This is a genomic window from Burkholderia sp. Bp9099 (assembly GCF_003857805.1).
Lineage (GTDB): Bacteria > Pseudomonadota > Gammaproteobacteria > Burkholderiales > Burkholderiaceae > Burkholderia.
This window is the reverse complement of record NZ_QTPU01000026.1, coordinates 72,889-97,603: the sequence shown is the minus strand read 5'-3', so window position 1 is coordinate 97,603 and position 24,715 is coordinate 72,889. Positions and strand designations below refer to the sequence as shown.

General features: G+C 68.4%; 23 protein-coding genes and 2 riboswitches. Of the genes, 5 read left to right on the top strand and 18 right to left on the bottom strand.

Annotated features, from left to right (window positions below):
- Nucleotide 1 precedes the first annotated feature (1 nt).
- The 5 genes from DIE17_RS27675 to DIE17_RS27655 form a co-directional block, all read right to left on the bottom strand.
- The gene (locus tag DIE17_RS27675; protein ID WP_124522719.1) at nucleotides 2-481 is read right to left on the bottom strand and encodes a carboxymuconolactone decarboxylase family protein; all 480 of its coding nucleotides are present in this window, start codon (nucleotides 479-481) and stop codon (nucleotides 2-4) included.
- A 184-nt stretch (nucleotides 482-665) separates the two neighbouring features.
- Nucleotides 666-1,166, bottom strand: a complete 501-nt coding sequence (locus DIE17_RS27670) for an Ohr family peroxiredoxin (protein ID WP_124522780.1) — start codon at nucleotides 1,164-1,166, stop codon at nucleotides 666-668.
- A gap of 279 nt (nucleotides 1,167-1,445) precedes the next feature.
- Complete coding sequence (locus DIE17_RS27665; protein WP_124522720.1) at nucleotides 1,446-2,447, bottom strand: bestrophin family protein; 1,002 nt, start codon at nucleotides 2,445-2,447, stop codon at nucleotides 1,446-1,448.
- Between the two features lie 19 nt (nucleotides 2,448-2,466).
- A complete protein-coding gene (locus DIE17_RS27660; protein WP_124522721.1) occupies nucleotides 2,467-2,967 on the bottom strand; it encodes an Ohr family peroxiredoxin in 501 nt (166 codons plus the stop codon).
- A gap of 336 nt (nucleotides 2,968-3,303) precedes the next feature.
- On the bottom strand, nucleotides 3,304-4,824 hold the full coding sequence (locus DIE17_RS27655) for a PLP-dependent aminotransferase family protein (protein WP_124522722.1): 1,521 nt from the start codon (nucleotides 4,822-4,824) through the stop codon (nucleotides 3,304-3,306).
- A 192-nt stretch (nucleotides 4,825-5,016) separates the two neighbouring features.
- Here DIE17_RS27655 and DIE17_RS27650 point away from each other — a divergent pair, with 192 nt between their 5' ends.
- Both DIE17_RS27650 and DIE17_RS27645 read left to right on the top strand, forming a co-directional pair.
- Nucleotides 5,017-5,760 carry an SDR family oxidoreductase gene (locus DIE17_RS27650; RefSeq protein ID WP_044848713.1) on the top strand — a complete coding sequence of 248 codons (744 nt, stop codon included), beginning with the start codon at nucleotides 5,017-5,019 and terminating at the stop codon, nucleotides 5,758-5,760.
- Between the two features lie 83 nt (nucleotides 5,761-5,843).
- Nucleotides 5,844-6,890: a LysR family transcriptional regulator gene (locus DIE17_RS27645; protein WP_124646491.1), complete on the top strand. Its 1,047-nt coding sequence runs from the start codon at nucleotides 5,844-5,846 to the stop codon at nucleotides 6,888-6,890.
- A gap of 104 nt (nucleotides 6,891-6,994) precedes the next feature.
- Here DIE17_RS27645 and DIE17_RS27640 read toward each other — a convergent pair whose 3' ends face one another.
- The gene (locus DIE17_RS27640; protein ID WP_124522726.1) at nucleotides 6,995-9,100 is read right to left on the bottom strand and encodes a TonB-dependent siderophore receptor; all 2,106 of its coding nucleotides are present in this window, start codon (nucleotides 9,098-9,100) and stop codon (nucleotides 6,995-6,997) included.
- Nucleotides 9,101-9,305: 205 nt separating this feature from the next.
- On the opposite strand from DIE17_RS27640, the gene DIE17_RS27635 reads away from it, so the two are divergent.
- Complete coding sequence (locus DIE17_RS27635) at nucleotides 9,306-9,608, top strand: UxaA family hydrolase (protein ID WP_260426292.1); 303 nt, start codon at nucleotides 9,306-9,308, stop codon at nucleotides 9,606-9,608.
- Between the two features lie 43 nt (nucleotides 9,609-9,651).
- On the opposite strand, the gene DIE17_RS27630 is transcribed toward DIE17_RS27635, so the two are convergent.
- From DIE17_RS27630 to DIE17_RS27575, 12 genes are all read right to left on the bottom strand, one after another.
- Nucleotides 9,652-10,590 carry a LysR substrate-binding domain-containing protein gene (locus tag DIE17_RS27630; RefSeq protein WP_260429074.1) on the bottom strand — a complete coding sequence of 313 codons (939 nt, stop codon included), beginning with the start codon at nucleotides 10,588-10,590 and terminating at the stop codon, nucleotides 9,652-9,654.
- Nucleotides 10,591-10,630: 40 nt separating this feature from the next.
- The gene (locus DIE17_RS27625; RefSeq protein WP_124921402.1) at nucleotides 10,631-11,356 is read right to left on the bottom strand and encodes an amino acid ABC transporter ATP-binding protein; all 726 of its coding nucleotides are present in this window, start codon (nucleotides 11,354-11,356) and stop codon (nucleotides 10,631-10,633) included.
- 40 nt (nucleotides 11,357-11,396) lie between these two features.
- A complete protein-coding gene (locus DIE17_RS27620) occupies nucleotides 11,397-12,053 on the bottom strand; it encodes an amino acid ABC transporter permease (protein WP_124921401.1) in 657 nt (218 codons plus the stop codon).
- Nucleotides 12,050-12,814: an amino acid ABC transporter permease gene (locus DIE17_RS27615; protein ID WP_124921400.1), complete on the bottom strand. Its 765-nt coding sequence runs from the start codon at nucleotides 12,812-12,814 to the stop codon at nucleotides 12,050-12,052. Before DIE17_RS27615 ends, DIE17_RS27620 begins: the two co-directional genes overlap by 4 nt.
- Nucleotides 12,815-12,857: 43 nt before the next feature.
- Nucleotides 12,858-13,676 carry a transporter substrate-binding domain-containing protein gene (locus DIE17_RS27610; RefSeq protein WP_124522734.1) on the bottom strand — a complete coding sequence of 273 codons (819 nt, stop codon included), beginning with the start codon at nucleotides 13,674-13,676 and terminating at the stop codon, nucleotides 12,858-12,860.
- Between the two features lie 40 nt (nucleotides 13,677-13,716).
- The gene (locus DIE17_RS27605) at nucleotides 13,717-14,790 is read right to left on the bottom strand and encodes an ABC transporter ATP-binding protein (RefSeq protein WP_124646492.1); all 1,074 of its coding nucleotides are present in this window, start codon (nucleotides 14,788-14,790) and stop codon (nucleotides 13,717-13,719) included.
- Between the two features lie 40 nt (nucleotides 14,791-14,830).
- The gene (locus DIE17_RS27600) at nucleotides 14,831-15,673 is read right to left on the bottom strand and encodes an ABC transporter permease (protein ID WP_124489563.1); all 843 of its coding nucleotides are present in this window, start codon (nucleotides 15,671-15,673) and stop codon (nucleotides 14,831-14,833) included.
- Complete coding sequence (locus tag DIE17_RS27595) at nucleotides 15,670-16,596, bottom strand: ABC transporter permease (protein ID WP_044848705.1); 927 nt, start codon at nucleotides 16,594-16,596, stop codon at nucleotides 15,670-15,672. Before DIE17_RS27595 ends, DIE17_RS27600 begins: the two co-directional genes overlap by 4 nt.
- Before the next feature lie 4 nt (nucleotides 16,597-16,600).
- Complete coding sequence (locus tag DIE17_RS27590; protein WP_124523434.1) at nucleotides 16,601-17,698, bottom strand: PotD/PotF family extracellular solute-binding protein; 1,098 nt, start codon at nucleotides 17,696-17,698, stop codon at nucleotides 16,601-16,603.
- Nucleotides 17,699-17,846: 148 nt separating this feature from the next.
- Complete coding sequence (locus DIE17_RS27585; protein WP_124646493.1) at nucleotides 17,847-19,319, bottom strand: aldehyde dehydrogenase family protein; 1,473 nt, start codon at nucleotides 19,317-19,319, stop codon at nucleotides 17,847-17,849.
- A complete protein-coding gene (locus tag DIE17_RS27580) occupies nucleotides 19,316-21,010 on the bottom strand; it encodes a 5-guanidino-2-oxopentanoate decarboxylase (RefSeq protein ID WP_221622630.1) in 1,695 nt (564 codons plus the stop codon). The genes DIE17_RS27585 and DIE17_RS27580 overlap by 4 nt, the downstream gene beginning before the upstream one ends.
- A gap of 331 nt (nucleotides 21,011-21,341) precedes the next feature.
- Nucleotides 21,342-22,364 carry an ABC transporter substrate-binding protein gene (locus DIE17_RS27575; protein WP_124572071.1) on the bottom strand — a complete coding sequence of 341 codons (1,023 nt, stop codon included), beginning with the start codon at nucleotides 22,362-22,364 and terminating at the stop codon, nucleotides 21,342-21,344.
- Between the two features lie 138 nt (nucleotides 22,365-22,502).
- Nucleotides 22,503-22,624: riboswitch (guanidine-I (ykkC/yxkD leader) on the bottom strand.
- A gap of 457 nt (nucleotides 22,625-23,081) precedes the next feature.
- Nucleotides 23,082-23,215: riboswitch (guanidine-I (ykkC/yxkD leader) on the top strand.
- A gap of 57 nt (nucleotides 23,216-23,272) precedes the next feature.
- Here DIE17_RS27575 and DIE17_RS27565 point away from each other — a divergent pair.
- Nucleotides 23,273-24,028, top strand: coding sequence for an urea amidolyase associated protein UAAP1 (locus DIE17_RS27565; protein WP_124646494.1), 756 nt, complete (start codon nucleotides 23,273-23,275; stop codon nucleotides 24,026-24,028).
- 11 nt (nucleotides 24,029-24,039) lie between these two features.
- The gene (locus tag DIE17_RS27560) at nucleotides 24,040-24,696 is read left to right on the top strand and encodes an urea amidolyase associated protein UAAP2 (RefSeq protein WP_044848699.1); all 657 of its coding nucleotides are present in this window, start codon (nucleotides 24,040-24,042) and stop codon (nucleotides 24,694-24,696) included.
- The last annotated feature ends 19 nt before the right edge of the window (nucleotides 24,697-24,715 follow it).

The window sequence follows — 24,715 nt, the reverse complement described above, 5'->3', positions numbered from 1 at the left end:
GTTACTCCAGGTTGGCCTTGTCGAGACCGAACATCTTGTCGAACGAGCCGGGCACCATCCGGAACGCGACGTTCAGCCGGTTCCAGCAGTTGATTGCACCGACGAGGACGGTGAGATCCGACAGTTCCTTCTCGGCAAAGTGGGCGCGCACGCGATCGTAGAGATCGTCCGGCACGCCGTGCGGCGAAAGCTGCGTCAGCGCTTCGGTCCATTCGAGCGCGGCACGCTCGCGCGGCGAGAACAGCGGCGACTCGCGCCAGATCGCGACGTGATGCGCGCGCAGTTCGCGCTCGCCGTGGATCCTGGCCATCTTGATGTGCATGTCGACGCAGAACGCGCAGCCGTTGAGCTGCGACGCGCGAATCTCGACGAGCTCGCGAACCTGCACTTCGATCGTCGTCTTCTGAAGCAGCCCGTCGAGTTCGACGAGCTTCTTCGTCAGCTCCGGCGATTGCTGAAAGTAGTTGATACGTTGCGTCATGATACGTTCTCCTGATTGCTGAGGCAGGGCTATCGGCGCTGCGCATGACCATTCATTGCGCGAGCGGCCTGGCAACCATCGTAATTGCAGGTCCCACGGGCCAGTAGTGCCGGGAAGGTGCGCACTCTATTGCCGCTTCGGAACCAATCGCGCGCCGGGTGTGGCGGCGCGCCGCCGACGTTCGTCAGTCCGACACCGCGACAACCCCGCGGATGCCCTGCCGTGCCATCTTCGTATAGGGACACAGGCGCTCCGTATCGCGGACCAGGCGTTCCGCAACCTGCCGGTCCACACCCGGCATGCGGATGGTGACGTTGGCGGCGAGCGCATATCCGCCGTCGACCGGATCGCGGCCGAACGATACTTCGACTGCGACGGTCGTGTCGCGGATGTCGATCCGCTCGCGTTGCGCGAGCAGGCTCAGCGCGCCGTGGAAGCACGCGGCGTAGCCGGCTGCTAGCAGTTGCTCGGGATTGGTGCCACCGCCCGGGCCGCCGAGTTCGCGCGGCAGGCGCAGATCGAGGGCGAGACAGCCGTCGTCGGATCGTGCGACGCCCGATGCGCGGCCGTGTGCCGTCTTGCCGCCGGACACGGTGACCGTGGTCGTGTAGAGCGCGACGAATTCGTGTCCGCGGTATTTGTCGAGCAGTGTCGGTGACGGAGGCTGCAACCTCTCGTTCTCCATATCCCTCCCGGGTACCTGTATTGACCGACGCGCGGGTTCCGGGCCGTACGTATCGGCGCGGCGCTTGCCCGCAGGTCGTTCCCCATGACCGCCATCCGAAGGATGGTCGTCGCGCACTTGCATGCTAGGCAAAGACGCGTCGCCGGGCCAGATCGTCCCGGGATGCATGGTATTGCCTGCTTCGCACCAATGCGGCGAGAACGCCGCGTATCGGTTGCGTCGGCCTTCCCACCGGCTGCGGCGGTGCCGCCGATGGGGCAGACGCGAGCCGCCGACGCGCTACAGCGCAATGACCGTGCGGCTCGACGGATCGCCGGCGCGTTCGCCGAGCATCGCTTTCAGGTCGCGCTCGATCGTGCTGCACAGCGTGGAAATGGGCACGTCGTTCGCGCCGCCCTCGAACGGGTTCTCGGTGCTTTCGCCCACCTGCTCGAGCGAGGTATACATCCACGAAATGGCGACGCTGCACGGCACGACGAGCCAGACCATGTTGCCGTGCATGAAGCCGCTCACGCCGTCGTTCAGCCGGTTGAATTCGTTCAGAAGACCGAACGGAAGCGACAGGCAAAAGAACCGGACGAACAGCGAGCTGACGGTTGCGTACTGGCGCGGATACGGGAAGTTCTTGAACCGTTCCGAGCGGGCCTGGAGATCGATGAAGTCGCCGATCGTCCTTTGAAGCTCCATATAAAAATTCGAATTCAGATGGCCGGCCATGTGAAGCGTCCTGAGCGACGTGCCCTGCAGGCTCAGCACGAACGTGGCGACGGAAGCGGAGGCCAGCGCCTGTTCCGTTTCGGCCGGGGACAGGTATTCCGGCAGCAATTCCCGGATGTCCTTTTCCCACTCCGGCACACGATAGAACCGGCGGTACTCCGCGTTGTAGCGTTTGCTCGTGCTTTCCCAGATCAGCGGGCGGCGCAGGTCGTAGCGCAGTGCGGTCAGCCAGGCAAGGTGCCGATAGACCAGCTTTCGGGCGCTCTCGTCGTCGCTGACGAAGTCGCGCGCGAGCTGGCCCCAGCGGCGGCTCTTGCTCAGGATCTCGGTCCAGATTTCCAGCGCATCCATGGCGCGGTTGTAGGTCTGCACGTTCTTGAAGCCGACGATGAACGACGTCGCGGTGCCGAGCAGCGCCACGATCGTCAGCGGTATCGACAGCCATCTCACGGAGAAGAACTGATACAGCACGACCGGCACGGATCCGAAGACGAGCAGCTCGTAGATTTTCCAGCGCGTCCAGATCAGGAATTCCGAGAGCTTGTACGATTTCCCGAGATGCATGATTGGCCTCGTCGTCGAATCAGTCGACGACGGTCACGATGTTGACGGTGCCTTGCCGCGCCATCTTCGCGTACGGGCACAAGCGTTCCGCGGTACGCACCAGTTCTTCCGCGACGTTTCGATCGACGCCGGGCATCCGTACCCGGACGTCGACGAGCAACGCGTAGCCGCCGTCCATCGGATCGCGGCCGAACGAAACCTGCACCTCCACGGCGGTATCCGGCGTCTCCACTCCGGCGCGCGTCCCGAGCAGGTTGAGCGCGCCGTGGAAGCAGGCGGCGAAGCCCGCCGCGAACAGCTGCTCCGGATTGGTCCCGGTGCCGGGCCCGCCGCACTCGGTGGGCAGGCGCAGATCGACGGCGAGATTGCCGTCGTCCGAGCGGACCACGCCGGAGGCCCGGCCGTGGCCCGTCTCGCCGCCGGACACGGTGACGGTCGTGGTGTAAAGCGCTTGGAAATCCTGGCCGCGATACCGGTCGAGGAGCGAAAGCGGCGGGGCCTGCAGCGTGTTGTCATCCATGATGCTTGCTCGAATTCGGCAACGCGCGCCGACCGTCGGTCATTCGATCGTCGAAACGTGCCGCGAAGGGGCAGGACTGCCCGGGCAAAAAAGCGTCTTCAACGAATGACGGGCGCGGTCGATGGCATGAGGAATGCGGCAAGCGTCCGGTGCAGCCCGGCTCCGGGCTCGTCTGCGCGAGAAAGACGCTGCCATGCTAGCGGCGCGCCCAGGCGGGCGGTATGGCCGTTCCGTGCGATTGTCTGTTTCCCGTTCGACACCAATCGGCCCCCCATCCGGGATCGGCCGCGCCTGTCGACGCGGCGCACGCCATCGCCGCAAGCCGCACGCCGCGCGTCAGCCGCCGAGGCACGCGAGGAGCGTCCGTGCGTGACGGTGCGCTTCGTCCGCGTCGGCGACGTTCGCGAACCCGATGACGAGGCCGCGCGGCGTTTGCTGCGCATGGCTGTTCGTGTACCAGATCGACAGCGGCACGACCGCGAGCCCCGCGTCGCGCGCGCGTGCGGCGACGGCGACGTCGTCGACCGGCCCGTCGGGGCCGTCGGTGAACCGCACCGCGAACTGGATGCCGCCCACCGGCAGTTCGACGATCATCCGCTTGCCGAACACCTGTCGCAACGCGCTCACGATCAGCGTGCGGCGCTCGCCGTACAGCGTGCGCATGCGCTTCAGGTGCCGGGCGAAGTGCCCCTGTTCGATGAAATCCGCAAGGGCCGCCTGCAGGAGCGTCGGCGAGCCGGCGTTCATGCTGCAGGCCACGCGTTCGACGCGTTCCACCGCGCGTTCCGGCACGACCGCATACGCGAGCCGCAAGCCGGGATACATCGCCTTGCTGAAGGTGCTGCAATAAATCACGTGATCGCGCCGGTCGAGACTCTTCAGCGCCGGCAGCGGGCGGCCGAGGTAGCGAAACTCGCTGTCGTAGTCGTCCTCGACGATCCAGCCCGACGTCTTTTCGGCCCAGTCCAGCAGCGCGATGCGCCGCGACAGCGACAGCGTATGGCCGAGCGGGCTCTGCTGCGACGGCGTCACGAGCGCGAAGCGCGCGTGCGCGTCCAGCTGCAGGCCGCGCTCGACGTCGATTCCGTCGGCGTCTACCGGCACCGGGATGAGTTCCACGCCGGTCTCGGACAGGAAGCTGCGTGCGAGCAGATAGCCGGGATCCTCGAACCACACACGGTCGTTCGGGCGCGCGAGGCTGCGCAGCACGAGTTCCAGCGTCGCGCGGTAGCCGCCGGTGACGAACACCTGTTCGGGCACGCAGGTGACGCCGCGCGACAGCCCGAGATAGGTGGCGATGTGCTCGCGCAGCGGCCGGTAGCCGGCCGGATTCGGGTAGCCCAGCAGCGCGCGGTCGGCGCTGCGCGCGCGCAGCGACACGAGCCGGTGCCATACCTTGCGCGGAAACGCGTCGAGCGCGGGCAGCCCGGGCTGCAGCGGGCGCGGCTCGCCGCTCAGCGCGACGGCGATCGGTTGCGCGCGCGGCGGCGGCGGGCTGTCGCGTGACATGCCCGGCGGCTGGGGCCGGCCGGCGTCCTCGGCGTGCCGGGCCGGATCGTCGGCACGCGAGGACGCCGCCCGCGTCACCGATTTCGGCAGTGACGGCGAGACGAACGTGCCGGCCGCGCCGCGCATCTGCAGATAACCCTCGTCGACCAGGATCGTGTACGCCTGTTCGACGGTGCCGCGCGCGGTGTTCAGCTGCGTCGCGAGGCCGCGCAGCGCGGGCACGCGATCGCCGGGACGCAGGTGGCCCGCGGCGATCGCGGTTCTGAACCGCTCGCAGATCTGCAGATAGATCGGCAACCGATGCTGCCGGTCGATTTCGATGGTCAGGGTGGAGGGTTGCTCAGACATGACGGTCTCGCGGATGACGGGGACAGGCACGGCATGGATCAGTCCGATCGACGATTCTTGGCACTGCTGGATAGGACATGATTCTTCCACAATTGCGCCAAGCGATGGACGGTCATCGCCGCGTTCACCCGATCCGGCAGCCGTCACGCCCCGTCACATTCCACTGCAGTTCATTCGTCAGGAGATTTTGCGATGAAGATCGTCGTCATCGGCGGTTCGGGCCTGATCGGCTCGCGTGTCGTCACGCTGCTCGAGGAAGCCGGCCACCAGGCGCTCGCCGCATCGCCGCGCACCGGCGTCAATACCATCACCGGAGAAGGCCTGACCGACGCATTGACGGACGCGGACGTCGTCGTGGACGTCGCGAATGCGCCGTCATGGGAGCCGCAGGCGGTGCTCGATTTCTTCCGCACGTCGGCGCGCAATCTCGGCAAGGCCGAAGTGGCCGCGGGCGTGCGCCATCACGTCGCGCTGTCGATCGTCGGCTGCGACCGCATGCCGGAGAACGGCTATTTCCTGGCCAAGGTCGCGCAGGAGCAGGCGATCGAGGCGGCGGGCGTGCCGTACACGATCGTGCGCGCGACGCAGTTCATGGAATTCATCGGCGGCATCGCGGATGCCGGCACGGAAGACGGCACCGTGCGCATCGGTGATGGACTGTTCCAGCCGATCGCCGCGGAGGACGTGTCGGCCCTCGTCGCGCAGGCCGCGCTCGCCGGGCCGCAGAACGGCACGATCGAGATCGCGGGCCCGGATCGCGCGCCGTTCGCGGAAATCGTCGCGCGCTATCTGAAGTCGGTCGGCGACACACGCGCGGTGGTGACCGATCGCGACGCCCGCTATTACGGCGGCCGCGTCGAGGCAACGTCGCTGGTGCCGCTCGGCGCGGCACGGCTCGGGCGCATCGGCCTCGACGCGTGGCTGGCAGGGCGCTGAATCGCGTTCGCACGCAGGCGGTCGGCCGGCGCATGCCGGCGACGCGCCGATCCGTATGAGCAGCATGCTTGGGGGCAGCGGAAATGAATCATTCGGAAACATCGGAGCACGGCGTTCGTCGCGACCTGGCCGGTCGCGCCGATGCGCTGTCGGCGAGCTTCGGTGCGAGCTATGCGGGCATCCTCGCGTTCGTTGCGGTGGCGAGCGAGGGGAGCTTCACGAAGGCCGCCGAACTGCTCGGCGTCGGGCGGCCGGCCGTGAGCCGCAACGTGCAGAAGCTGGAGGCGCAACTGAGTACGCGGCTGTTCCAGCGGACCACGCGCACGACCGAGCTGACGTGCGAGGGCCGGCGCTTCTTCGAGAACTGCCATCAGGGCGTGGCGCAGATCGTCGAAGCGATGAACGACATGCTCGAGTTGCGGCAGGGGCCCCCGCGCGGCCTCATCCGTATCAGCTCGGCCGCGGGGTTCGGCAGGAAGATCGTGGCGCCGCTGCTGGAAAAGTTCGCGGACGCCTATCCGGACATCATCGTCGATCTGCTGCTCGACGACCGGCCCGTCGACCTGGTGTCCGAGCGGATCGACGTGTCGTTCCGCAACGGGCGCATCGAGGACTCCAGCATCATCGCCCGGCAACTGATTCCGATGCAGATGGCGCTCTGCGCGGCGCCGTCGTATGTGGCGGCGCACGGGCTCCCGCAACGCATCGAGGACCTCGACCGCCATGAGTGCATCAATTTCCGGTTCGCGAGCGGGCGCCTGTTCGAATGGGAATTCAACGTGGACGGCCGCGTGCAGAAGTACCTGCCGACGGCGCGCCGCACGTTCAACGACGCCGATCTCGTGTTGCGCGCGGTGCTGAACGGATCGGGCATCGCGCAGATGGCCGGCTACCAGATCCGCGACCATCTCGCGTCGAACGAACTCGTCGTCGCGCTGGCGCAGCATGTGCCGGAGGATCGCGGCCACTACATCTGCTATCTGAGCCGGCAACACCTGCCGACGCGCATCCGGATCTTCGTCGACTTCATGACCGAGCAGATCCGCGCGCTCGACCTGAACTGCATGACGCGGTTCAATCCGGAGATTCCGGTGGATGCGGCGGATGCGGCGCAGTGGCTGGCTGCCTGACGATTCGAGATGGCCGGATGCGCGCCCCGGCAGGTCGACGCATCGCCGAATCGACGCATCGCCGAATCGCGCCCCGCGCCTGCCCGTCGACCCGCCGCGCCGGCCTAGAACGAATACGCCAATGACACGAACAGGCTGCGCGGCGCGCCAGGCGTGACCCACAGGCTGTTGTACGAGCTGACGTAGTACGTGCGGTTGAACAGGTTGTTCAGCACGACCGACGCGCGCAGGTGCTTGTTGACCTGCACGTAGCCGTTGAGCTGCACGGTCGCGTAGGCGGGCAGGTCGAAGCCGTCCTGCGTGTTCGCGGTGTTGCCCGCGCGGCGCCCGACGTAGACCACGCCCGCGCCCGCGCCGGCCTTATCGACGAGCGGCAGCGCGGTTTCGTACATCAGCAGCGCGCTGCCGCTCAGGCGCGGAATGTCGACGAGGCGCGCGCCCGGCGTCAGGACGGTGTCGCGCGTGACCTGCGCGTCGACGTATGCGAGGTTGACGATGCCGCGCAAGCCGTGGCCCAGTTCGCCGTTCCATTCGAATTCGACGCCGCGGCTGCGCACTTCGCCGGCCGCACGCGAGAACCCGGCATTCGCCGGATCGGCGGTCAGCACGTTGCGCTTGTTCACGTAGAACGCGGCGACGGTCGCGAGCCAGCGCGTGCCGGCCCACTTCACGCCGGCTTCGTAGCCGTGCCCCTTCTCGGGATCGAACGCGCGGCCGTTCGCGTCGGCGCCGTTGTTCGGCCGGAACGAGTACGCGGTGTTCGCATACAGCGACAGCGCGGCGCTGGCCTCGTACACGATGCCGAGCCGCGGGCTCAGCGCCGTTTGCAGCTGGCTCGTCGTCACGCCCTTCAGGCGATTCTCGACCGACTGGTGAAAGCGGTCCCAGCGCAGCCCGGCGAGCACTTTCCAGTGCGGCCCGAACGCGAGCGTGTCCTGCGCGTACAGGCCCTGGCCGTCGTCGCGCTCGAGCAGGTTCGTCGCGGTGCGCGGCACGGGCGCCGGCTGGCCGTACACCGGATCGAAGATGTCGATCGCATACGGCGCCGCGGCCGTCGGCGTCGAGCGCGCGACGAACTGGTCGTAGTTGAAGCGATACGCATCGACGCCCATCACGAACGCATGGTCGATGGCGCCCGTGCGGGCCTTGCCGGCCACTTCGACGCGCCCCTGCACGTCGTTCGAGTGAAACGCGACCTGCCGGTAGCGGCGCCACAGCGTGCGGCCGTCCGGCTGCAGCGCGAACGCTTCGGACGAGCGGCCGGACAGGTCGGTGTCGCGCTGCGCGAAGCCGGCGTTGACCGACCAGTCGGCATCGAAGCGATGTTCGAGCGTGAACTGGTGCCCCGAGTTGCGCACGTCGTAGTCGCCGTCGCGCGGCTCGCCCATGAACCGCGACGCCGGCACCGCACCGAGCTGCCCGCCGACCGCGACCACGCCGCGATCGAGCGGCGCGCGCTGGCGCGCGGTCTCGAATTCGTAGTGGAGTGTCGTGTCCGCGCCGATATCCCAGGTGAACGACGGCGCGAACAGGTAGCGCTTGCTCGATACCGTGTCGCGGAAGCTGCCGTTGTCCTCGTTCATCGCGATGAAGCGGTACGCGAGCGACTGCGTGACGGGGCCGGTCGAATCGAGCGTCTCGCGCAGCGCGCCGTAGCTGCCGGCCGACACGCCGATCGTGTTCGAGCGCTTGAACTGCGGCTGCTTCGTCGTGTAGCTGATGAGCCCGCCGGGGTCGCCGCGGCCGTACAGCGCGGACGCGGGGCCTTTGAGGACTTCCATGCGCTCGAGCGTCGCGGTGTCGCGCGGCACGCTGATGCCGCGATTCCACGAGAAGCCGTTGACGAGGTAGTCGGTGCCGGACGTGTTGCCGTCGCCGGCAAAGCCGCGCACCGCGTAGTTGTCCCACAGCCCGCCGAAGTTGTTCTGCCGCGCGACGCCGGCGACCCAGTCGTACAGGTCTTCGCCGCGGGTGGCGGCCACGGTCTGGATCAGTTTCGTATCGACGCTGCTGACCGCGAACGGGATCTCCATCACGTCCGCCTCGGTGCGCGTCGCGCTCGTCGAGTCGGGCGCGCGAAACGGTGCCTTCGTGCGCTGCGCCGAGATCTCGACGGCCGGAAGCACCAGCTCCTGCGCATTGGCGACGTTCAGCCCGACCGTGCCGACGGCGATGGCCATCGGTGCGGCCGCCCAGTTCTTTCTGCTCATACCCGTCCCTGAGAAATTGGTTCGCGTTCGGGCACCACGAGCCGCGTTGCGCCGGCATCCGTGTTCCAAACGGTACATTTGCGCGCCGGAATTTAATGCAAATGAGAGTTATTTTCAATCGTAAGTTTGCGGTTGTTGTGTCCGGGTTGAATCGCGCTGGGACGCCCATCGGCATGACTGGCGGATCGGCGCGCGGCGCAGCACCGTGCCGGCCTCGCGGCTGACGGCCGGCCTGCGATGGGGCGGTCCGACGGCTAGTCGGGGACGACCGCGGAATTCCGCGCTCGGCGCGGCCGTCGATCTGCTGAAACGCATCGGCGGCACGGCGCTCCTGTCCGAGACGCCGGAAATCCACGGCGCGGAGCATCGGCTGATCGCGCGCGCGGCTTCGCGCGACGAGGCCGGCCGTCTGGTCGACAGGTTTCAGGTGGGAGCGCTACGTCGCCGACGACGGCGGAGAAAGGAACGACAACCGTTTTCCTCACTGCGGGATTCGTCGACCGCATGACCGGGCAGGTCCGCGTACGCGAGCGGCGCTCGCATGACGCGGTTCAGTCCGGAAGTTCCGGCGATGGCGATGGCGGAGACGGCGGCACGGCCGGCGTGTCGCCGCAGCGCCACGCGCGTTCGTCCGCGATCCAGTCGCCGAACAACTGGATCTTCTGCTGCTGTTCGGACCCGCGCGGATACACGAAGTAATAGCCCATCCCCGTTGGCAACGATACGTTGAACGGCATCACGAGCCGGTGCGCGGCCACGCTCTCGTCAACCAGCGTCCTGTCGCCGATCGCGATGCCGTAACCGTCGATCGCCGCGTGTGTGGCGAGATCCAGCGTCTCGAAGCTCAACCCGCGCGTCGAGTCGACGTGCGGCGCGCCCGCATGGTCGAGCCACCGCTTCCAGTCGCGGTGATCGCGTGTCGGATGCAGCAGCGTGTGACGGAGCAGGTCGTCGAGACTCGCGAGCGGTTGCCGCTCCAGCAGGCTCGGCGCACAGACAGGCGTGAGCCGTTCCTCGAACAACGGGATCGCATGCATGTCGGGGCCGGCGCCGGGCGCGTAGATCACCGCGGCGTCGAACGGCTCCATGCGGAAATCGACGTGATGCTCCCAGGTGGTGGTGATCTGCACCTGGAGTTCGGGATGCTCGGCCTGGAACCGCATGATGCGCGGCAGCATCCACTGCATCATGCAGGTCGGCACCTTCAGCGCGAGTTCGGTGCGCCTGCGCGACAGGCGCATCGACACTTCCTCGATGCGCGCGAAGCTTTCGCGCACGGTCGGCAACAGGAGCTCGCCCTCGGCCGTCAGCGTCAGCCCCTTGGGCGTGCGCTTGAACAGCGGAAACTGATAGAAGCTTTCGAGCGCGAGGATTTGCCGGCTCACGGCGCCCTGCGTCAGGCACAGGTGCCCGGCAGCGCGCGTGAAGCTGCCGTGTCGCGCGACGACGTCGAAGACCTGCAGCGCATTGAGGGAAGGCAGTCGTTTCATCGGGAGCATCGGCGTGGAACGGGCGGCGGCGCGGGATCGCTCAGTGCAGGATTTTCGCGAGGAAGTCCTTCGCGCGATCCGACGTCGGATTCGAGAAGAAATCATCCTTGCGGTCGTCCTCGACGATCGCGCCTTGGTCCATGAAGATCACGCGATGGGCGACCTTCTTCGCGAAGCCCATCTCGTGCGTGACGACCATCATCGTCATGCCTTCCTGCGCGAGTTCGACCATCACGTCGAGCACTTCGTTGATCATCTCGGGATCGAGCGCGGACGTCGGCTCGTCGAACAGCATCGCGATCGGGTCCATCGACAGCGCGCGCGCGATCGCGACCCGCTGCTGCTGGCCGCCCGACAGCTGGCCCGGAAACTTGTGCGCATGCGCCTTCAGGCCGACGCGATCGAGCAGCTTCATGCCTTTCTCGGCCGCTTCGTCCTTGCCGCGGCCGAGCACCTTGACCTGCGCGAGCGTCAGGTTCCCGGCGATCGACAGGTGCGGGAACAGCTCGAAATGCTGGAACACCATCCCGACCTTCGAGCGCAGCGTCGACAGGTTCGTCTTCCTGTCGCCGACCGACTGGCCGTTCACGAGGATCTCGCCCTGCTGGAACGGCTCGAGGCCGTTCACGGTCTTGATCAGCGTCGACTTGCCCGAGCCGGACGGGCCGCAGACGACCACCACCTCGCCTTTCTTCACCTCGGTCGTGCACTCGGCGAGGACCTGAAACTGGCCGTACCACTTGGAAACGTTGCTGATGGAAATCATGAAAGTCCCTGCATCGTAATGAGGCGCGCGCGGCGCCGGTTCAGCGCGCCTTCGCGACGCGATAGCGGCGCTCGAGCGTGCGCGCATACCACGTCAGCGGGAAGCACATCGCGAAGTACAGCAGCGCGACCATCGCGTAGATCGGAAACGGCTTGAATACCGCGTTGGTGATGATGTTGCCGGTCTTGGTCAGTTCGGTCAGCCCGATGATCGACGTGAGCGCGGTGCTCTTCACCGCCTGCACGAGGAAACCGACGGTCGGCGCGAGCGCGATCTTCCACGCCTGCGGCCACACCACGTAGCGCAGCCGCTGGGTCCACGTCATGCCGAGGCTGGCCGCCGCGTGCCACTGGCCGTGCGGGACCGCGTCGACGCAGCCGCGCCAGATGTCGGCCAGACAGGCGCTGGCGTTCAGCGTCAGCACGACCGACGCCGCGACCCACGGTGTCACGTCGATGCCGACGAGCGGCAATCCGAAGAAGCCGAGGAACAGTTGCATCAGCAACGGCGTGCCCTGGAACAGTTCGATGTACAGGATCACGAAGCGGCGCAGCGCCGGCACGGGCGAGATGCGCATTGCCAGCAGCGCGAACCCGGCGAGGCCGCCGCCGGCGAACGTGATCAGCGACAGCAGCACGGTCCAGCGTGCGGCGAGCAGCAGGTTCCATGCAATGTTCTGGAAGGTGAATTCGATCATCGCGCACGTTCCGTCGGCAGGTGGGTTGCAGGGGAGCGGGCGCGCCACGTGAAGCGGGCAACCCGCGTGCGCCGCGGTGCGGCAGCCGCGCCGTGGCGCGTGCGACCGGCGAACAGCCGCCGGCCGACGCGATTGAGCAGCATGCGCAGCGCGATCGACAGCAGCAGGTAGATCGCGGTCACGACGATGTAGATCTCGAACGCGCGGAAGTTGCGCGACTGGATGAAGTTGGCCGCGTAGGTCAGGTCGGGCACCGAGATCTGCGACACGACCGCCGAGCCGAGCATCACGATCAGGACTTGCCCGAGCAGCGCGGGGTACACGTTCGCGAGCGCCTGCGGCAGCACGACGTGGCCGAACACCTGCCGGCCGTGCAGCCCGAGCGCCCGCGCGGCCTGCACTTGCCCGTGCGGCACCGATTCGATCCCGGCGCGCAGGATCTCGACCGCATAGGCACCCAGGTTGACCGTCATCGCGAGCACGGCCGCCTGCGCTTCGTCGAGGTGTACGCCGAGCGCGGGCAGCCCGAAGAAGATGAAGAACAACTGGACCAGGAACGGCGTATTGCGGATCAGCTCGACGTAGGACGCGACGAGCGCGCGCGCCCAGCGCGGGCCGGCGAGCGCGATCCACGCGCCGCCGGTGCCGAGCAGGCCGCCGAGCACGGTCGCGGCCGCGGTCAGGGCGAGCGTCACGCCGGCGCCGCGCGCGAGCATGCCGGCGTAGAGACCGAAATCGCTGAAGTCGAACACGTAGCTCATCGCGATGCCTTGGGTCGAGCGTGCGGGGCGAAGGCGCTGCGCATCACAGATCGGCCGGCAGGGCAGCGTGCAGCCACTTCTGCGACAGGGTGTTCAGCGTGCCGTTCTTCTTTGCGCCGGCGATCGCGTCGTTGACCTTCTGCATCAGGCGCGGCTCGTTCTTGTTCAGGCCGACGTGGTCGGGCGAGCTGAACAGCGAGAACTTCTGTTCCGGATCGATCGACGGATGACGCGCGATGATCGTGGCGCCCACGTCGTTGCCCACCACCAGCAGTTGCGCCTGTCCCGACAGGAACGCCGCGATCGCGCCGTTCGGGTCGTCGAAGCGCTTGATCGTCGCGCTCGGCGGCGCGACCTTGCTGATGCTCAGGTCCTCGAGCGTGCCGCGCGCGACCGCGACCGATTTGCCGGCGAGATCGGCGTTGCCCTTCACGGCGAGCGACTTCGGGCCGAACACCGCGAGGTAGTACGGCGCATATGCGTTCGAGAAGTCGATCACCTTCGCGCGCTCCGGCGTCTGTCCGACCGACAGCAGCATGTCGGTCTTGCGGTCGGCGAGATACGCCATCCGGTTGTCGCCGGTGACCTGCACGAGTTCGACCTTCGCGTTGAGCGCCTTGCCGATCAGGTTCGCCATGTCGATGTCGTAGCCCTGCGGCTTCATGTCGGGGCCGATCGAACCGAACGGCGGGTAGTCCTCGAACACGCCGATGCGCACGACGCCCGATTTGGCGATCGTGTCGAGCGCGTCGGCGTGCGCGAGCGGCGCGACGGCGGCCACGCCGGCGGCGCAGGCGCAGAGGAGGGCGGTGCGGGCGAGCAGGCGTCGCACGAGGCGGTTGGCTTGGGTCGATGCGTTCATGGCGGGATCCTTGTTGCTGCGTTGGGGAACGAAAGGAAAATCAGACGCCGCGTGCGGCGATCAGCTTGCATGCGTGTGCCGGCAGTTCGGCGGCAACCGGCATGCCGACGTGCAGGTCGGGTGTCTCGCGCGGCGTGGTCGCGGCCGTCAGCGTGAAGCCGCGGCAATCGATGGTCGCCTCGATCGACGCGCCGACGTCGCGCACGAACGTGATCGTGCCGGCGAGCGTGTTCGGCGCGCCCGACGCCGTCGCGCCCGGCCGCACGCATACGTCCTCGGGACGAATCAGCAGGCGCACGGCGTCGGGCGCGCGTGGCGTGTCGGGCGCGCGCTCGATCGAGAGGCGCTGTCCGCCCGGCAGGACGATCGCGTCGTCGCCGTCGCGCGCGACCGGCAGGATGTTGCCGAGGCCGATGAAGTCGGCGACGAATTCGTTGACCGGGTCGCGATAGATGTCGAGCGGCCGGCCGACCTGCTGGATGCGGCCTTTCTCCATCACGACGATCTCGTCGGCCATCGTCATCGCTTCGCGCTGGTCGTGCGTGACCATGATGGTCGTGATGCCGAGCCGTTGCTGGAGCAGCCGGATCTCGACCTGCATCGCCTCGCGCAGCTTCGCGTCGAGCGCCGACAGCGGCTCGTCGAGCAGCAGCAGGCGCGGCGACGACGCGATCGCGCGCGCGATCGCGACGCGCTGGCGCTGCCCGCCCGACAGCTGCGTGACGAGCCGGTCGGCCATGTGCGGCAGCTGGATCAGCTCCAGCAGCTCGGCGATGCGCCGCGCCTGCGCGGCCCGGTCCGTCTTGCGCAGCCGCAGCGGGTACGCGATGTTCTGCGCGACCGTCATGTGCGGAAACAGCGCGAGCGACTGGAACACCATGCCGAAGTCGCGCCGGTTGGCGGGCACGTGCGTGAGGTCGCGGCCGGCGAACGTCACCGTGCCGGAGGTCGGCGTGTCGAGGCCGGCGATGATCCGCATCAGCGTGGTCTTGCCGCAGCCGGACGGGCCGAGAAAGCAGACGAGCTTGCCGTCCGGCACCGACAGGTCGACGTGGTCGACCGCATACGCCTGATGGAAGCGCTTGGTCACGTTCTGGAGGATGAGCTGGGTCATGAAGGTTCCTTGCACGGGCGAGGGCGAGGCCGTACGCGCATCAGAGCGCGACGCCCTTGTCGCCGACGAGTTTTTCGAGCATCCAGATCAGCGCGAAGTCGATCGCGACCGTGAACACGGCGAAGCAGAACACGGTCGGGTCGAGCGACGACACGGTGCGGCTGTAGAGCCAGACCGGCAGGGTCATCGTGTCGATGCTGTACAGGAAGAACGTCACCGTGAATTCGTTGAACGACACGATGAACGCGAACAGCATCCCGGCGAGAATCCCGGGCCGCATCAGCGGCAGCACGACGTCGACGAGCGCGCGCCGCGGGCTCGCGCCCATCACGCACGCGGCTTCCTCGAAGTCCGGGCCGATCGACGCAACCGAGGCCGCGCAGTTCTTCACGGTGAACGGCAGCGTCAGGATCACGTGCGCGACCACGAGCCGCACGATGCCGAGCTCGACCGGCAGCGCGTTGAACACGATCAGCAGCGCGAGGCCGAGCATCACGAGCGGATAGACGATCGGCAACGCGACGAGCTGCTCGACGAGCGCCTTGCCGCGGAAGCGGCAGCGCGACAGCGCGTAGGCCGCGGGCACCGACACGGCGGTCGCGATCAGCATCGTCGCGACCGCGACGACGAGGCTGGTCGTCAACGCGGCGCCCATCGACTGCGCGCTGCCCGCATCGGACGACACGAACGTCTGCCAGGCGGCGCGATACCAGTGCAGGCTGAACTCGCGCGGCGGGAATTCGAGCGTGCCCGATGCGCCGAACGACATCGTGATCATCGTCAGGATCGGCAGTGCGGCGAGCAACAGCACGAGCGTCGCGAGGGTGCCCGTCGCGCGACCGAGGCGGCCGGGCAGGGGCGTACGCAAGAGCAGGGTATTCATCGGCTCACCTCGCCGGCACGTTGCAGGGTGCGCACGAGGCGCTGGGACACCGCCATCACGACGAGCGTCGCGGCCATCAGCACGACGCCCGATGCCGACGCGGCGGGCCAGTTGAGCAGCGGCGCGACCTGGTCGTGCACGAGCACCGCGAGCATCGGCACGCGTCGGCCGCCGAGCAGCAGCGGCACCGCGAATGCGCTGGCGTTGTATGCGAACACGAGCAGCGCGCCGGCGACGAGGCCGGGCATCGCGAGCGGCAGTGTCACGTGCCGCAGCGTCTGCCAGCGGCTCGCGCCGAGCGTCGCGGCGGCTTCGTCGTAGGCGCGGGACACCGCACGCAGCGCGCTCGACAGTGGCAGCACGGCGAGCGGGAACGCGGTCTGGATCAGCCCGAGCAGCACGCCGTGCTCGCGGTACAGCAGTTGCAGCGGCCGGTCGACGACGCCCGAGGCCAGCAGCGCGCGATTGAGCAATCCCGCCGGGCCGAGCATCACGAGCCAGCCATAACCTTGCAGCAGCAGGTTCACGAGCAGCGGCAGCAACACGCCGGCGAGCATCAGCCGGCGCGCGAGCCGCGATTCGGTGCGCGCCATCGCGAGCGCGACCGGGATCGCGAGCAGCACCGCGCACACCATGCTCTGGAACGCGAGGCGCAGCGTGAGCCACAGCGATTTCGTGAAGTACGGGTCCGCGAGATCGGCGTAGTTCTGCAGCGTGAAGGTCCGCCATTCGTCGCCGGATACGCCGACGCTCATGCGCAACACGGTGAGCGTCGCGGCGGCGAGCACCGCGAGGAACGCGAGGATCGGCGCGAGCAGCAGCCACGGCGGCACGCCGGCCAGCGCGGGCCCGGCGTCCGAGCCGGCGCCGGCCGGTGTGCCGGCGGCCGGCGCCGCGTCGCGGGGGGAGGACAGGGAGGCCATGTCGTTACGCCGCGAAGAGGCCCGTGTAGCGCTTGATCCACGCCGGCTGGACGACGGCGAGCGCCTTGTCGTCGTGCAGCACGGCCTTCTCCGCGATCTGCTGCGGCGACGGCACGAACGCGCGGCTTTCCGCGGGAATCACGGCCTTCCCGTTCACGGGCCCGTTCAGCACGTCGGCCGCCATCCGGCCCTGCACGCCCGCGTCGAGCGAATGGTTGATGAACGCGTGGATCAGGTCGAGGTCGCCCGGATGCGCCTTCGGGATCACCGTGAACATCAGTTGCGTCGCGAAGCCTTCCTTCATTCCGTACGTCACGCCCATCTTGTAGTCGGGCTTGCGGATCTGGTCCGGGAAGAACGCCGGCGAATAGATGCCGCCGATGTCGAGCGAGCCGGTGCGGAACAGGTCGGCGACCTGGTTCGGGTTCTCGCCGAGGGTCATCACGCGATCCTTGAGCTGCGCGAGCTTCCGGAACCCCGGATCGATGTTCTGCTGCGAGCCGCCGGCCAGCTTCGCGGCGATGATCGCGAGGTCGACCGCTTCGGCCCACTCCGGCGGCGGCAGGAACAGCCGCCCCGCATACTTCGGATCCCACAGTGCCTCGTAGCTCGACGGCGCGCTCTTCACGGTCGCCGTGTTGTAGATCAGCCCGTCCGACCACAGCAGGTAGCCGATGCCGAAGCCGTTCGCGCCCGTGCGGTATTGCGGCGCGACGTCCTTCAGGTTCGGCAGCCGGTTCAGGTCGGGCTTCGCGAGCAGGCCGGCGTCGGCGAGGCCGGCCGCGCCGACGCCCGCGAGCGTGATGACGTCGTAGGTCGGCCGCTCGCCCGCGGCCTTGACCTTCGCGACCATCCCCGACGTGCCGTCTGCGCGATCGGCGATCACGCGCGCGCCGGTCTGCTTGCTGAAGGTTTCCGCGATGTTGCGCAGCGCGGCCGCGCCGGTATCGTCGGACCAGGTGAGCAGGCGCAGCGTCTTGCCCGCGAAGCTGCCCGACTGAGCCTTCGCAGTCCTGATGAACGGCATCGGAATGGCGGATGCGGCGAGTGCCGTGCCGAGGGTTTTTATCACCTGCCTTCTGCCCGCCTTGAAGTGTTGCATGGCCGTCTCCTGATGAACGATGCCGTGTGGTTCGATGCCGGTCGCCGAAGGGCGGCGCGGGTGTGGATGAACTGTAGGGAGGTCAAATTTCCGCAACAAACGAAATATCCGCATGCGCGCCATGACATAAACGCATGGGTCGCCGGCCTCAGCGGGCCGCCGTCATGACCTGCTTGATCTCCTGGAAGGCGGCCAGTCCGAACGGGCCGAGCTCGCGCCCGACGCTGCTGCGCTTGTAGCCGCCCCATGAGGTTTGCGGATAGATCAGTTGCGGCGTGTTGATCCACACGACGCCCGCCTCGAGCGCATTGGCGACCCGCCTGCCGCGCGCCGCGTCGCGCGTGACGACGGTTGCGACGAGCCCGTATTCGGTATCGTTGGCGGCCGCGATCGCGTCGTCCTCGGCGTCGAACGCGCGCACGCACAGCACCGGCCCGAAAATTTCGTCGCGCCATAGCGCGCAGCCGGCCGGCACGTCGGCGAACAGCGCGGGGCGGATGAAGTAGCCGGGGCCGGCGAGCGCGTCGCCGCCCGTCACGAGCCGCGCGCCGTCGGCGCGGCCCTGTGCGATGTGGCGCTTCACGCGTTCGTATTGCGCGCGGTTCGTCAACGGGCCCATCTGCACGCCGGGTGCGAACGGCGGGCCGACGACGGTCGTCTCGATCCGTTGCGCGAGGCGCGCGATCAGGTCGTCGGCGAGCGGGGCGGCCACGAGCACGCGCGAGGTCGCCGAACACATCTGCCCGGCGTTGAACAGGCCGCCGCCCGCGATCAGTTCGACCGCGTGATCGAGGTCGGCGTCGTCGAACACGACGATCGACGATTTGCCGCCGAGTTCGAGACCGACGCCCTTGATCGTGTCCGCGGCCGTCTTCATGACCTGCGCGCCGACTGCCGTGCTGCCGGTAAACGACACCTTCGCGACGAGCGGATGCGCGCACAGCCGGGCACCGACCTCGTGGCCGGTGCCCGTCACGACATTCAGCACGCCGGGCGGCAGGCCCGCTTCGGCGACGATCGCGGCGAGTTCGAGCTCGGGCAGCGGCGTGATCTCGGACGGCTTCAGCACGACGGTGCAGCCGGCGGCGAGCGCGGGCGCGAGCTTCCACGCGGTCGTGACCATCGGGAAATTCCACGGCACGATCAGCGCGGCGACGCCGGCCGGTTCGCGCCGGATCCACGCGCGATGGTCGCCGCCGGGCAGCGCGATCTCGGTTTCGCCGTCGGTGTCGAGGGCATCCGCGAGGCCCGCGTAGTAGTCGAAGGTGGCGATCACGTCGGCGACGTCGATCTCGGCTTCGGCGAACGGCTTGCCGTTGTTGAGCGACTGCAGTGTCGCGAGCCGCGTGCGCCGTGCGTCGACGCCGCGCGCGATGGCACGCAGCAGCGCCGCGCGTGTGGCGCCGGTCGTGCGTTTCCAGTCGCGCAACGCGCGCGAGGCGGCTTGCACGGCATGCTCGACGTCGGCGTCGCCGCCTGCGCTGACGTCGGCGATGACCATTTCCGTCGACGGGTCGACGACGGGCAGCGTCGCGCCGCCGACGCTCGCGCGCCACGTGCCGTCGATGAAGTGGCGCGTATGCAGCGGCGGATCGAACGCGAGATCCGGTGTCGTGCTCATCGCCGCACCTGTTCGAACCAGGTTGCCTCGTCGATTTCGATCACGGTCGGCATCGGACGTGCCGTCGCATCGCGCAGCGCGTCGGCCAGCGCGTCGGGCGTCGCGGCCGCCTGCGCCGCGCAGCCGAAGCCGCGTGCGAGCGTCTGGAAATCGGGCGTATACGGATCGACGCCGACCGGCGTGATGTCGCGCTCGACCATGTATTTGCGGATCTCGCCGTAACCGCGGTTGTTCCAGACGATCACGATCACCGGCACGCGAGCCTCGACCGCGCTCGCGAGCTCCGGCAGCGTGAACTGCAGGCCGCCGTCGCCGATCAGGCACACCACGGGCCGCGCAGGCGCGGCGAGCTTTGCGCCGATCGAGGCGGGCAGCCCGTAGCCGAGCGTGCCGTAGCCGGTCGACGAGTTGAACCAGCTGCGCGGTGCCGGCGCATCGTGCGTGAAATTGCCGACGTAGACGGGGCTCGTCGAATCGCCGGCGATGATCGCGCCGGGCAGCGCGGTGACGATGGTGTCGATCAGCCGTGCCTGGGCACGCGCGGCGCCGTCGTGGCCGGCCGCGATTGCGGCGCGCACGGCGGCCACCCGCGACGCGCCCCAGCCGGGCTCGGGTGCCGGCGCCGGCCGTTCGTGCAGGCGGGTCGACAGCGCGCCGAGCGCCAGCCGCGCATCGCCGGCGATGGCGATTTCGGCGCGCGCGTTGCGCATCAGCTGTTGCGCGTCGATGTCGATGCGGATCAGCCGGCCGTCGATCGCGAAGCCGCCGTCGAACGTGACGTCGTAATCGGTTTCGCCGAGTTCGGTGCCGACCGCGAGCACCACGTCGGCCTCGCGGATCGCCGCGCGCGTGGCCGGCAGCGACTGGGTGGAGCCGATCAGCAACGGGTGGCCGGCCGGCAGCAGGCCCTTCGCGTTGATCGTCAGCGCGACGGGCGCGTGCAGGCGTTCGGCGAGTTCGCGCAGTTCCGTCGCGGCGTGGATCGCGCCGCCGCCGGCCAGGATCAGCGGCCGCCGGGCCTGCGCGAGCAGGTCGGCGGCTGCCGCGAGCGCGTTCGCGTCCGGCGCGGGGCGCGCGGGCAGCGCGAGCGGCGCGGCGGGCAGCGCGGGCGCCGGCATCACGATCACGTCGAGCGGGATCTCGATATGCACGGGCCGCGGACGCGCGCTTTCGAACACCGCGAAGGCGCGCGCGAGGACCTGCGGCAGGTCGGCCGCGTCGAGCAGCGTGTGCGAGAACGCGGTGAGCCCCGCGAACACGTCGCGCTGCGACGGCAGCTCGTGCAGGCGGCCGTCGCCGCTGCCGAGCTCGCGCCGCGCGTTGACGCTCGAGATCACCAGCATCGGAATCGAGTCCGCGTAGGCCTGTGCCATCGCGGTCGCGATATTGGTCATCCCCGGCCCGGTGATGATGAAGCAGACGCCCGGCCGGCCGGTGACGCGGGCATAGCCGTCGGCCATGAATCCGGCCCCCTGTTCGTGGCGCGGCGTCACATGACGGATCGACGATGCGGCGAGGCCGCGATAGAGCTCGACGGTATGCACGCCGGGAATGCCGAACACGCATTCGACACCCTGGCGTTCGAGAAGATCGACGAGCGCTTCGCCGCAGGTGCGGGGGCGCGCTTGGAACGGAGCGGCCGTGGCCGCGCAGGCCTCGGCAATGCAGGAGACAGGGGCGGGATGGTTCATGGATCGTGACGTGCCGATTGGGAGGGGGAGTGGCCCGTACCGCAAGCAACGGGCATGAAGCGGATTGTCGGGGTCGATCGGCGCTGCCAACAATCGATTAGTTTTCATGCAGCGCATGAGCGCCGTGCATGGCGGCGTCGAGGCTTGCCGACGGCCCGACGCTTGCCGCGGCGAGCGGTCGGCATGCGCGGGAACCGTTCGGCCCGCGCACGATTCCCGCGTCCTGCTGCTTCGATTTCCATCGGGCACGCGCGTGCCCGGATGTCCGTGTTGAGTGGGCCGGACCCGTCACCGGCATGCCCGGCTCGGCCTGCAAGCGAACCCGCGACGGTCAGTGCGGCGCGGTGAAGCGCGGATCGATATACGCGTCGACGTCCTGCGACTGTTTGTACACGGCGTTACGCACGTTGAACGCATTCGCGTTGCGCGTCGAGCCATAGATCGAGTCGAGCCCGTCGCCCTTGCGGAACGCACGCTTCGCGGCAGCCTCGTCGAGCAGGTGCGTGCCCTTCAGCAGCGGAAGGTATTGTTCCGGCGCGAGCCCGACACGCGCGGACATGATCCTGACCGCGTCGGCCTGCGTCTTCGGGTCGTTGATGTACGCGACGCAGCGGTACCAGACCTTGACCACCTTCGCCCAGTCGGCCCGGCGCGCGGCGAGGCTCGCGGGCGCAACCGTGATCGCATCGTAGATCAGCCCCGGCGCATCGGCCGACGTGAAGATCGCCCGTGCGCCCGGTGCGCGCTTCAGCGCCTCGCCCGCGTTCGGCTGCCAGGCGGCCACCGCGGCGATGTCGGACGACGAGCCGAGCACCTGCGGCAGTTCGTTGGTTTTCGCGTTCACGAGCGTGACGTCGCCGTCCTTGAGCCCGTGCTTCTGCAGCGCGGTTTCGAGCAGCAGGTGATCGACCAGGCCGAGCTCGACGCCGACCTTCTTGCCCTTCAGGCCTTCGACGGTGCGCAGCGGCGGCTTCGCGACGATCATGTCGTTGCCGGCCGAATAGTCGGTCAGCAGGATCATCACGTTCTTCGCACCGGCCGCGCCGGTGACGAGCGCATCGCCGTTGGTCGCCGCGACCGCGTCGAGCTTGCCCGCGGAAAACGCGTCGAGCGACGCCGAATAATCGAACCATTCGAAGTCGACGTCGACGCCGGCTTCCTTGAACCAGCCCTTGTCGAGCGCGACCTGGAACGCGACCCAGCCGGGCCAGTCGCTGTAGCCGATCTTCAGCGGCGCGGCCGCGTGCACGGCGGGCGCCGTCAACAGCGCGGCGGCCGTGACGGCGGCCCCCAATGCATGACGGACGAAACGGAGGGACGGCAGGCGGCGGAACGCCGGGGCGGGACGGGTCATCGTTGTTCTCCAGGAGACCGGGATCGGGATCGTCGATTCGGACCGTGCCTGTGCGCGGTCCGGCCGCGTGGCCGGTTCCTGCGGATGCGGAACGAACGAAGCGGCCACGGAGAGGCGCGACGGCCGTTGCCATCGCCAATCTCCCGGGCTTTTGTCCCGCCGTGTAGCGCGGGTGCGTCCGGTCTCGCGATCGGACGCACCCGCGCCGGGCTGCTCTCGGACCAGACGTTCGATGAACCGGAACCCTAGCACCCCTAAGATGCGACGCTGCCGCACCTCTCGGCGTCATGCCGAGCGAGAAGCGTGCCAATGGCACGCGGTCACGCGATTCAACGGCGCCGCGCGGCGCGCTGAAGTTCGATGAAGCGGGCGGAGAACAGCGCGCTCAATGCGCGCCGGAGCAGGTCGAGCTTGTTCATGACGCGTGAGATATCGAGTGACGATGCATCCGTTCAGCAATGCCCATGCCATTGCCGAACGCGCGGCGCGGGTGCGCACGATCCGCACTGCGCCGGTGCGCGATAGCATGCGCATGGTGCGCCGCACGCCCGCTGCGAGGGCAAGCCGTCGTCGCCGCCGATTCGTGCATGCCGCGGGTCGTCGCGCCGTCGTGCCGCGTCGTGCGGTCGTTGCGCGGTCGTCGTGTGGTCGTTGCACGGCGGCTGGCACGCAACTCGCTAGATTGACGCTCGAGAGGTGCGAAGCAATTTGCATCATCTTCAGGATCGCTAGGGTTCCGGTCGTGCGGCGTTCGCGCCGCGCGATGACTGGTCCGAGAGCAATCCGGTCTTGCCTTCGCCTCGATTCGAGGAAACGGCGAGGCTCCACGGAGGGATAAAAGCCCGGGAGGTCGCGATGTCGTTCGGTCGCCCTCTCACGCCTTTTGTCCAACCCTCCACGGAGCCGCCATGTCGCCGAGCCCCCAAGCCCTCCTTGCCCCGCCGCCGCACGTCGTGTGGGAAACGCTGATTCCCGCTGGCACCCACTGGTCCGGCATCCTGCGCCGCGGCCTCGCGCTGCGCCTCGTCGACGTCGACGGCGGTGCGAATCTGTCCGCCGTGTTTCATCGCCAGGAAGACCCGCTCGAACGCTACAACATGGCCGATACGCTGAAGGCGCAGCACACCGCGCATCTCACGCGCGGCCATGCGCTGTACACGGACATGGGGCGCGTGATCGCGTCGATCACGGCCGACACGCTCGGCTGGCACGACCCGCTCGGCGGCGTCGGCGATGCACGGTTGTTCGCGCACAAGTACGGCACGAGCTCGTACCAGGCCGATCGCAACGCGATGATCCGCAACGGCCGCGACAGCCTCGTGCTCGAGCTCGCGAAATACGGACTGTCGGCGCGCGATCTCGCCGCGAACGTCAACTTCTTCAGCCGGCTCGACACGCGCGACGACGGCACGCTCGATTTCGTCGCCGGACATTCGCCGGCCGGCAGCGCGCTCGACCTGCGCTTCGAGATGAACACGCTCGCGGCGTTCTCGACCGCGCCGCATCCGCTCGATCCGCGTACCGACTATGCGCCGAAGCCCGTGAAGCTGATCGCGTACCGCGCGTATCCGGCGGACGGCGCCGCGCCCGAGGACGACCCGTGCCGGCACGCGTGCGCCGAGAACATGCGCGGCTTCACCAACACCGACCGCCTGTTCGCGTAAGGAGCCGGACCATGCCGATCATCGAAAGCCGTCTCGACCCGCGCGACGCGATCCACGACACCACGCTGAACGCGGGCGAACCGTGGCTGCACGACCTGAAACGCGGCCAGGTCTTCCGCATCCTCGACCTGGAAGGCAACCAGGCGGTCGACACGCTGTTCTACCGCACCGACGACACCGAGGAGCGCTACAGCGCGCAGGACACGATTCGCGCGCAGCGCAACCTGTACCTGAGCGCGGGCAGCGTGCTGCTGTCCAGCCGGGGCAACCCGATGGTGACGATCGTCGCCGATACGTGCGGGCGCCACGACACGCTCGGTGGCGCGTGCGCGGCCGAGAGCAACACCGTGCGCTATGCGCTCGACAAGCGCTACATGCACAACTGCCGCGACAGCTTCCTCAACGCGATCGCGCACTGCACGTGCGGCGCGGGTGCGCGGCTCGGCAAGCGCGACCTCGTCGGCAACGTCAACTTCTTCATGAACGTGCCCGTCACGCCGCTCGGCGGGCTCACGTTCGAGGATGGCATTTCCGCGCCCGGCAAGTACGTCGAGATGCGCGCGGAGATGGACGTCACGGTGCTGATCTCGAACTGCCCGCAGCTCAACAACCCGTGCAACGGCTACAACCCGACGCCCGTGCGCCTCACGATCTGGGAGGCCGAATGAACCTCGCCCACGCTCGCCA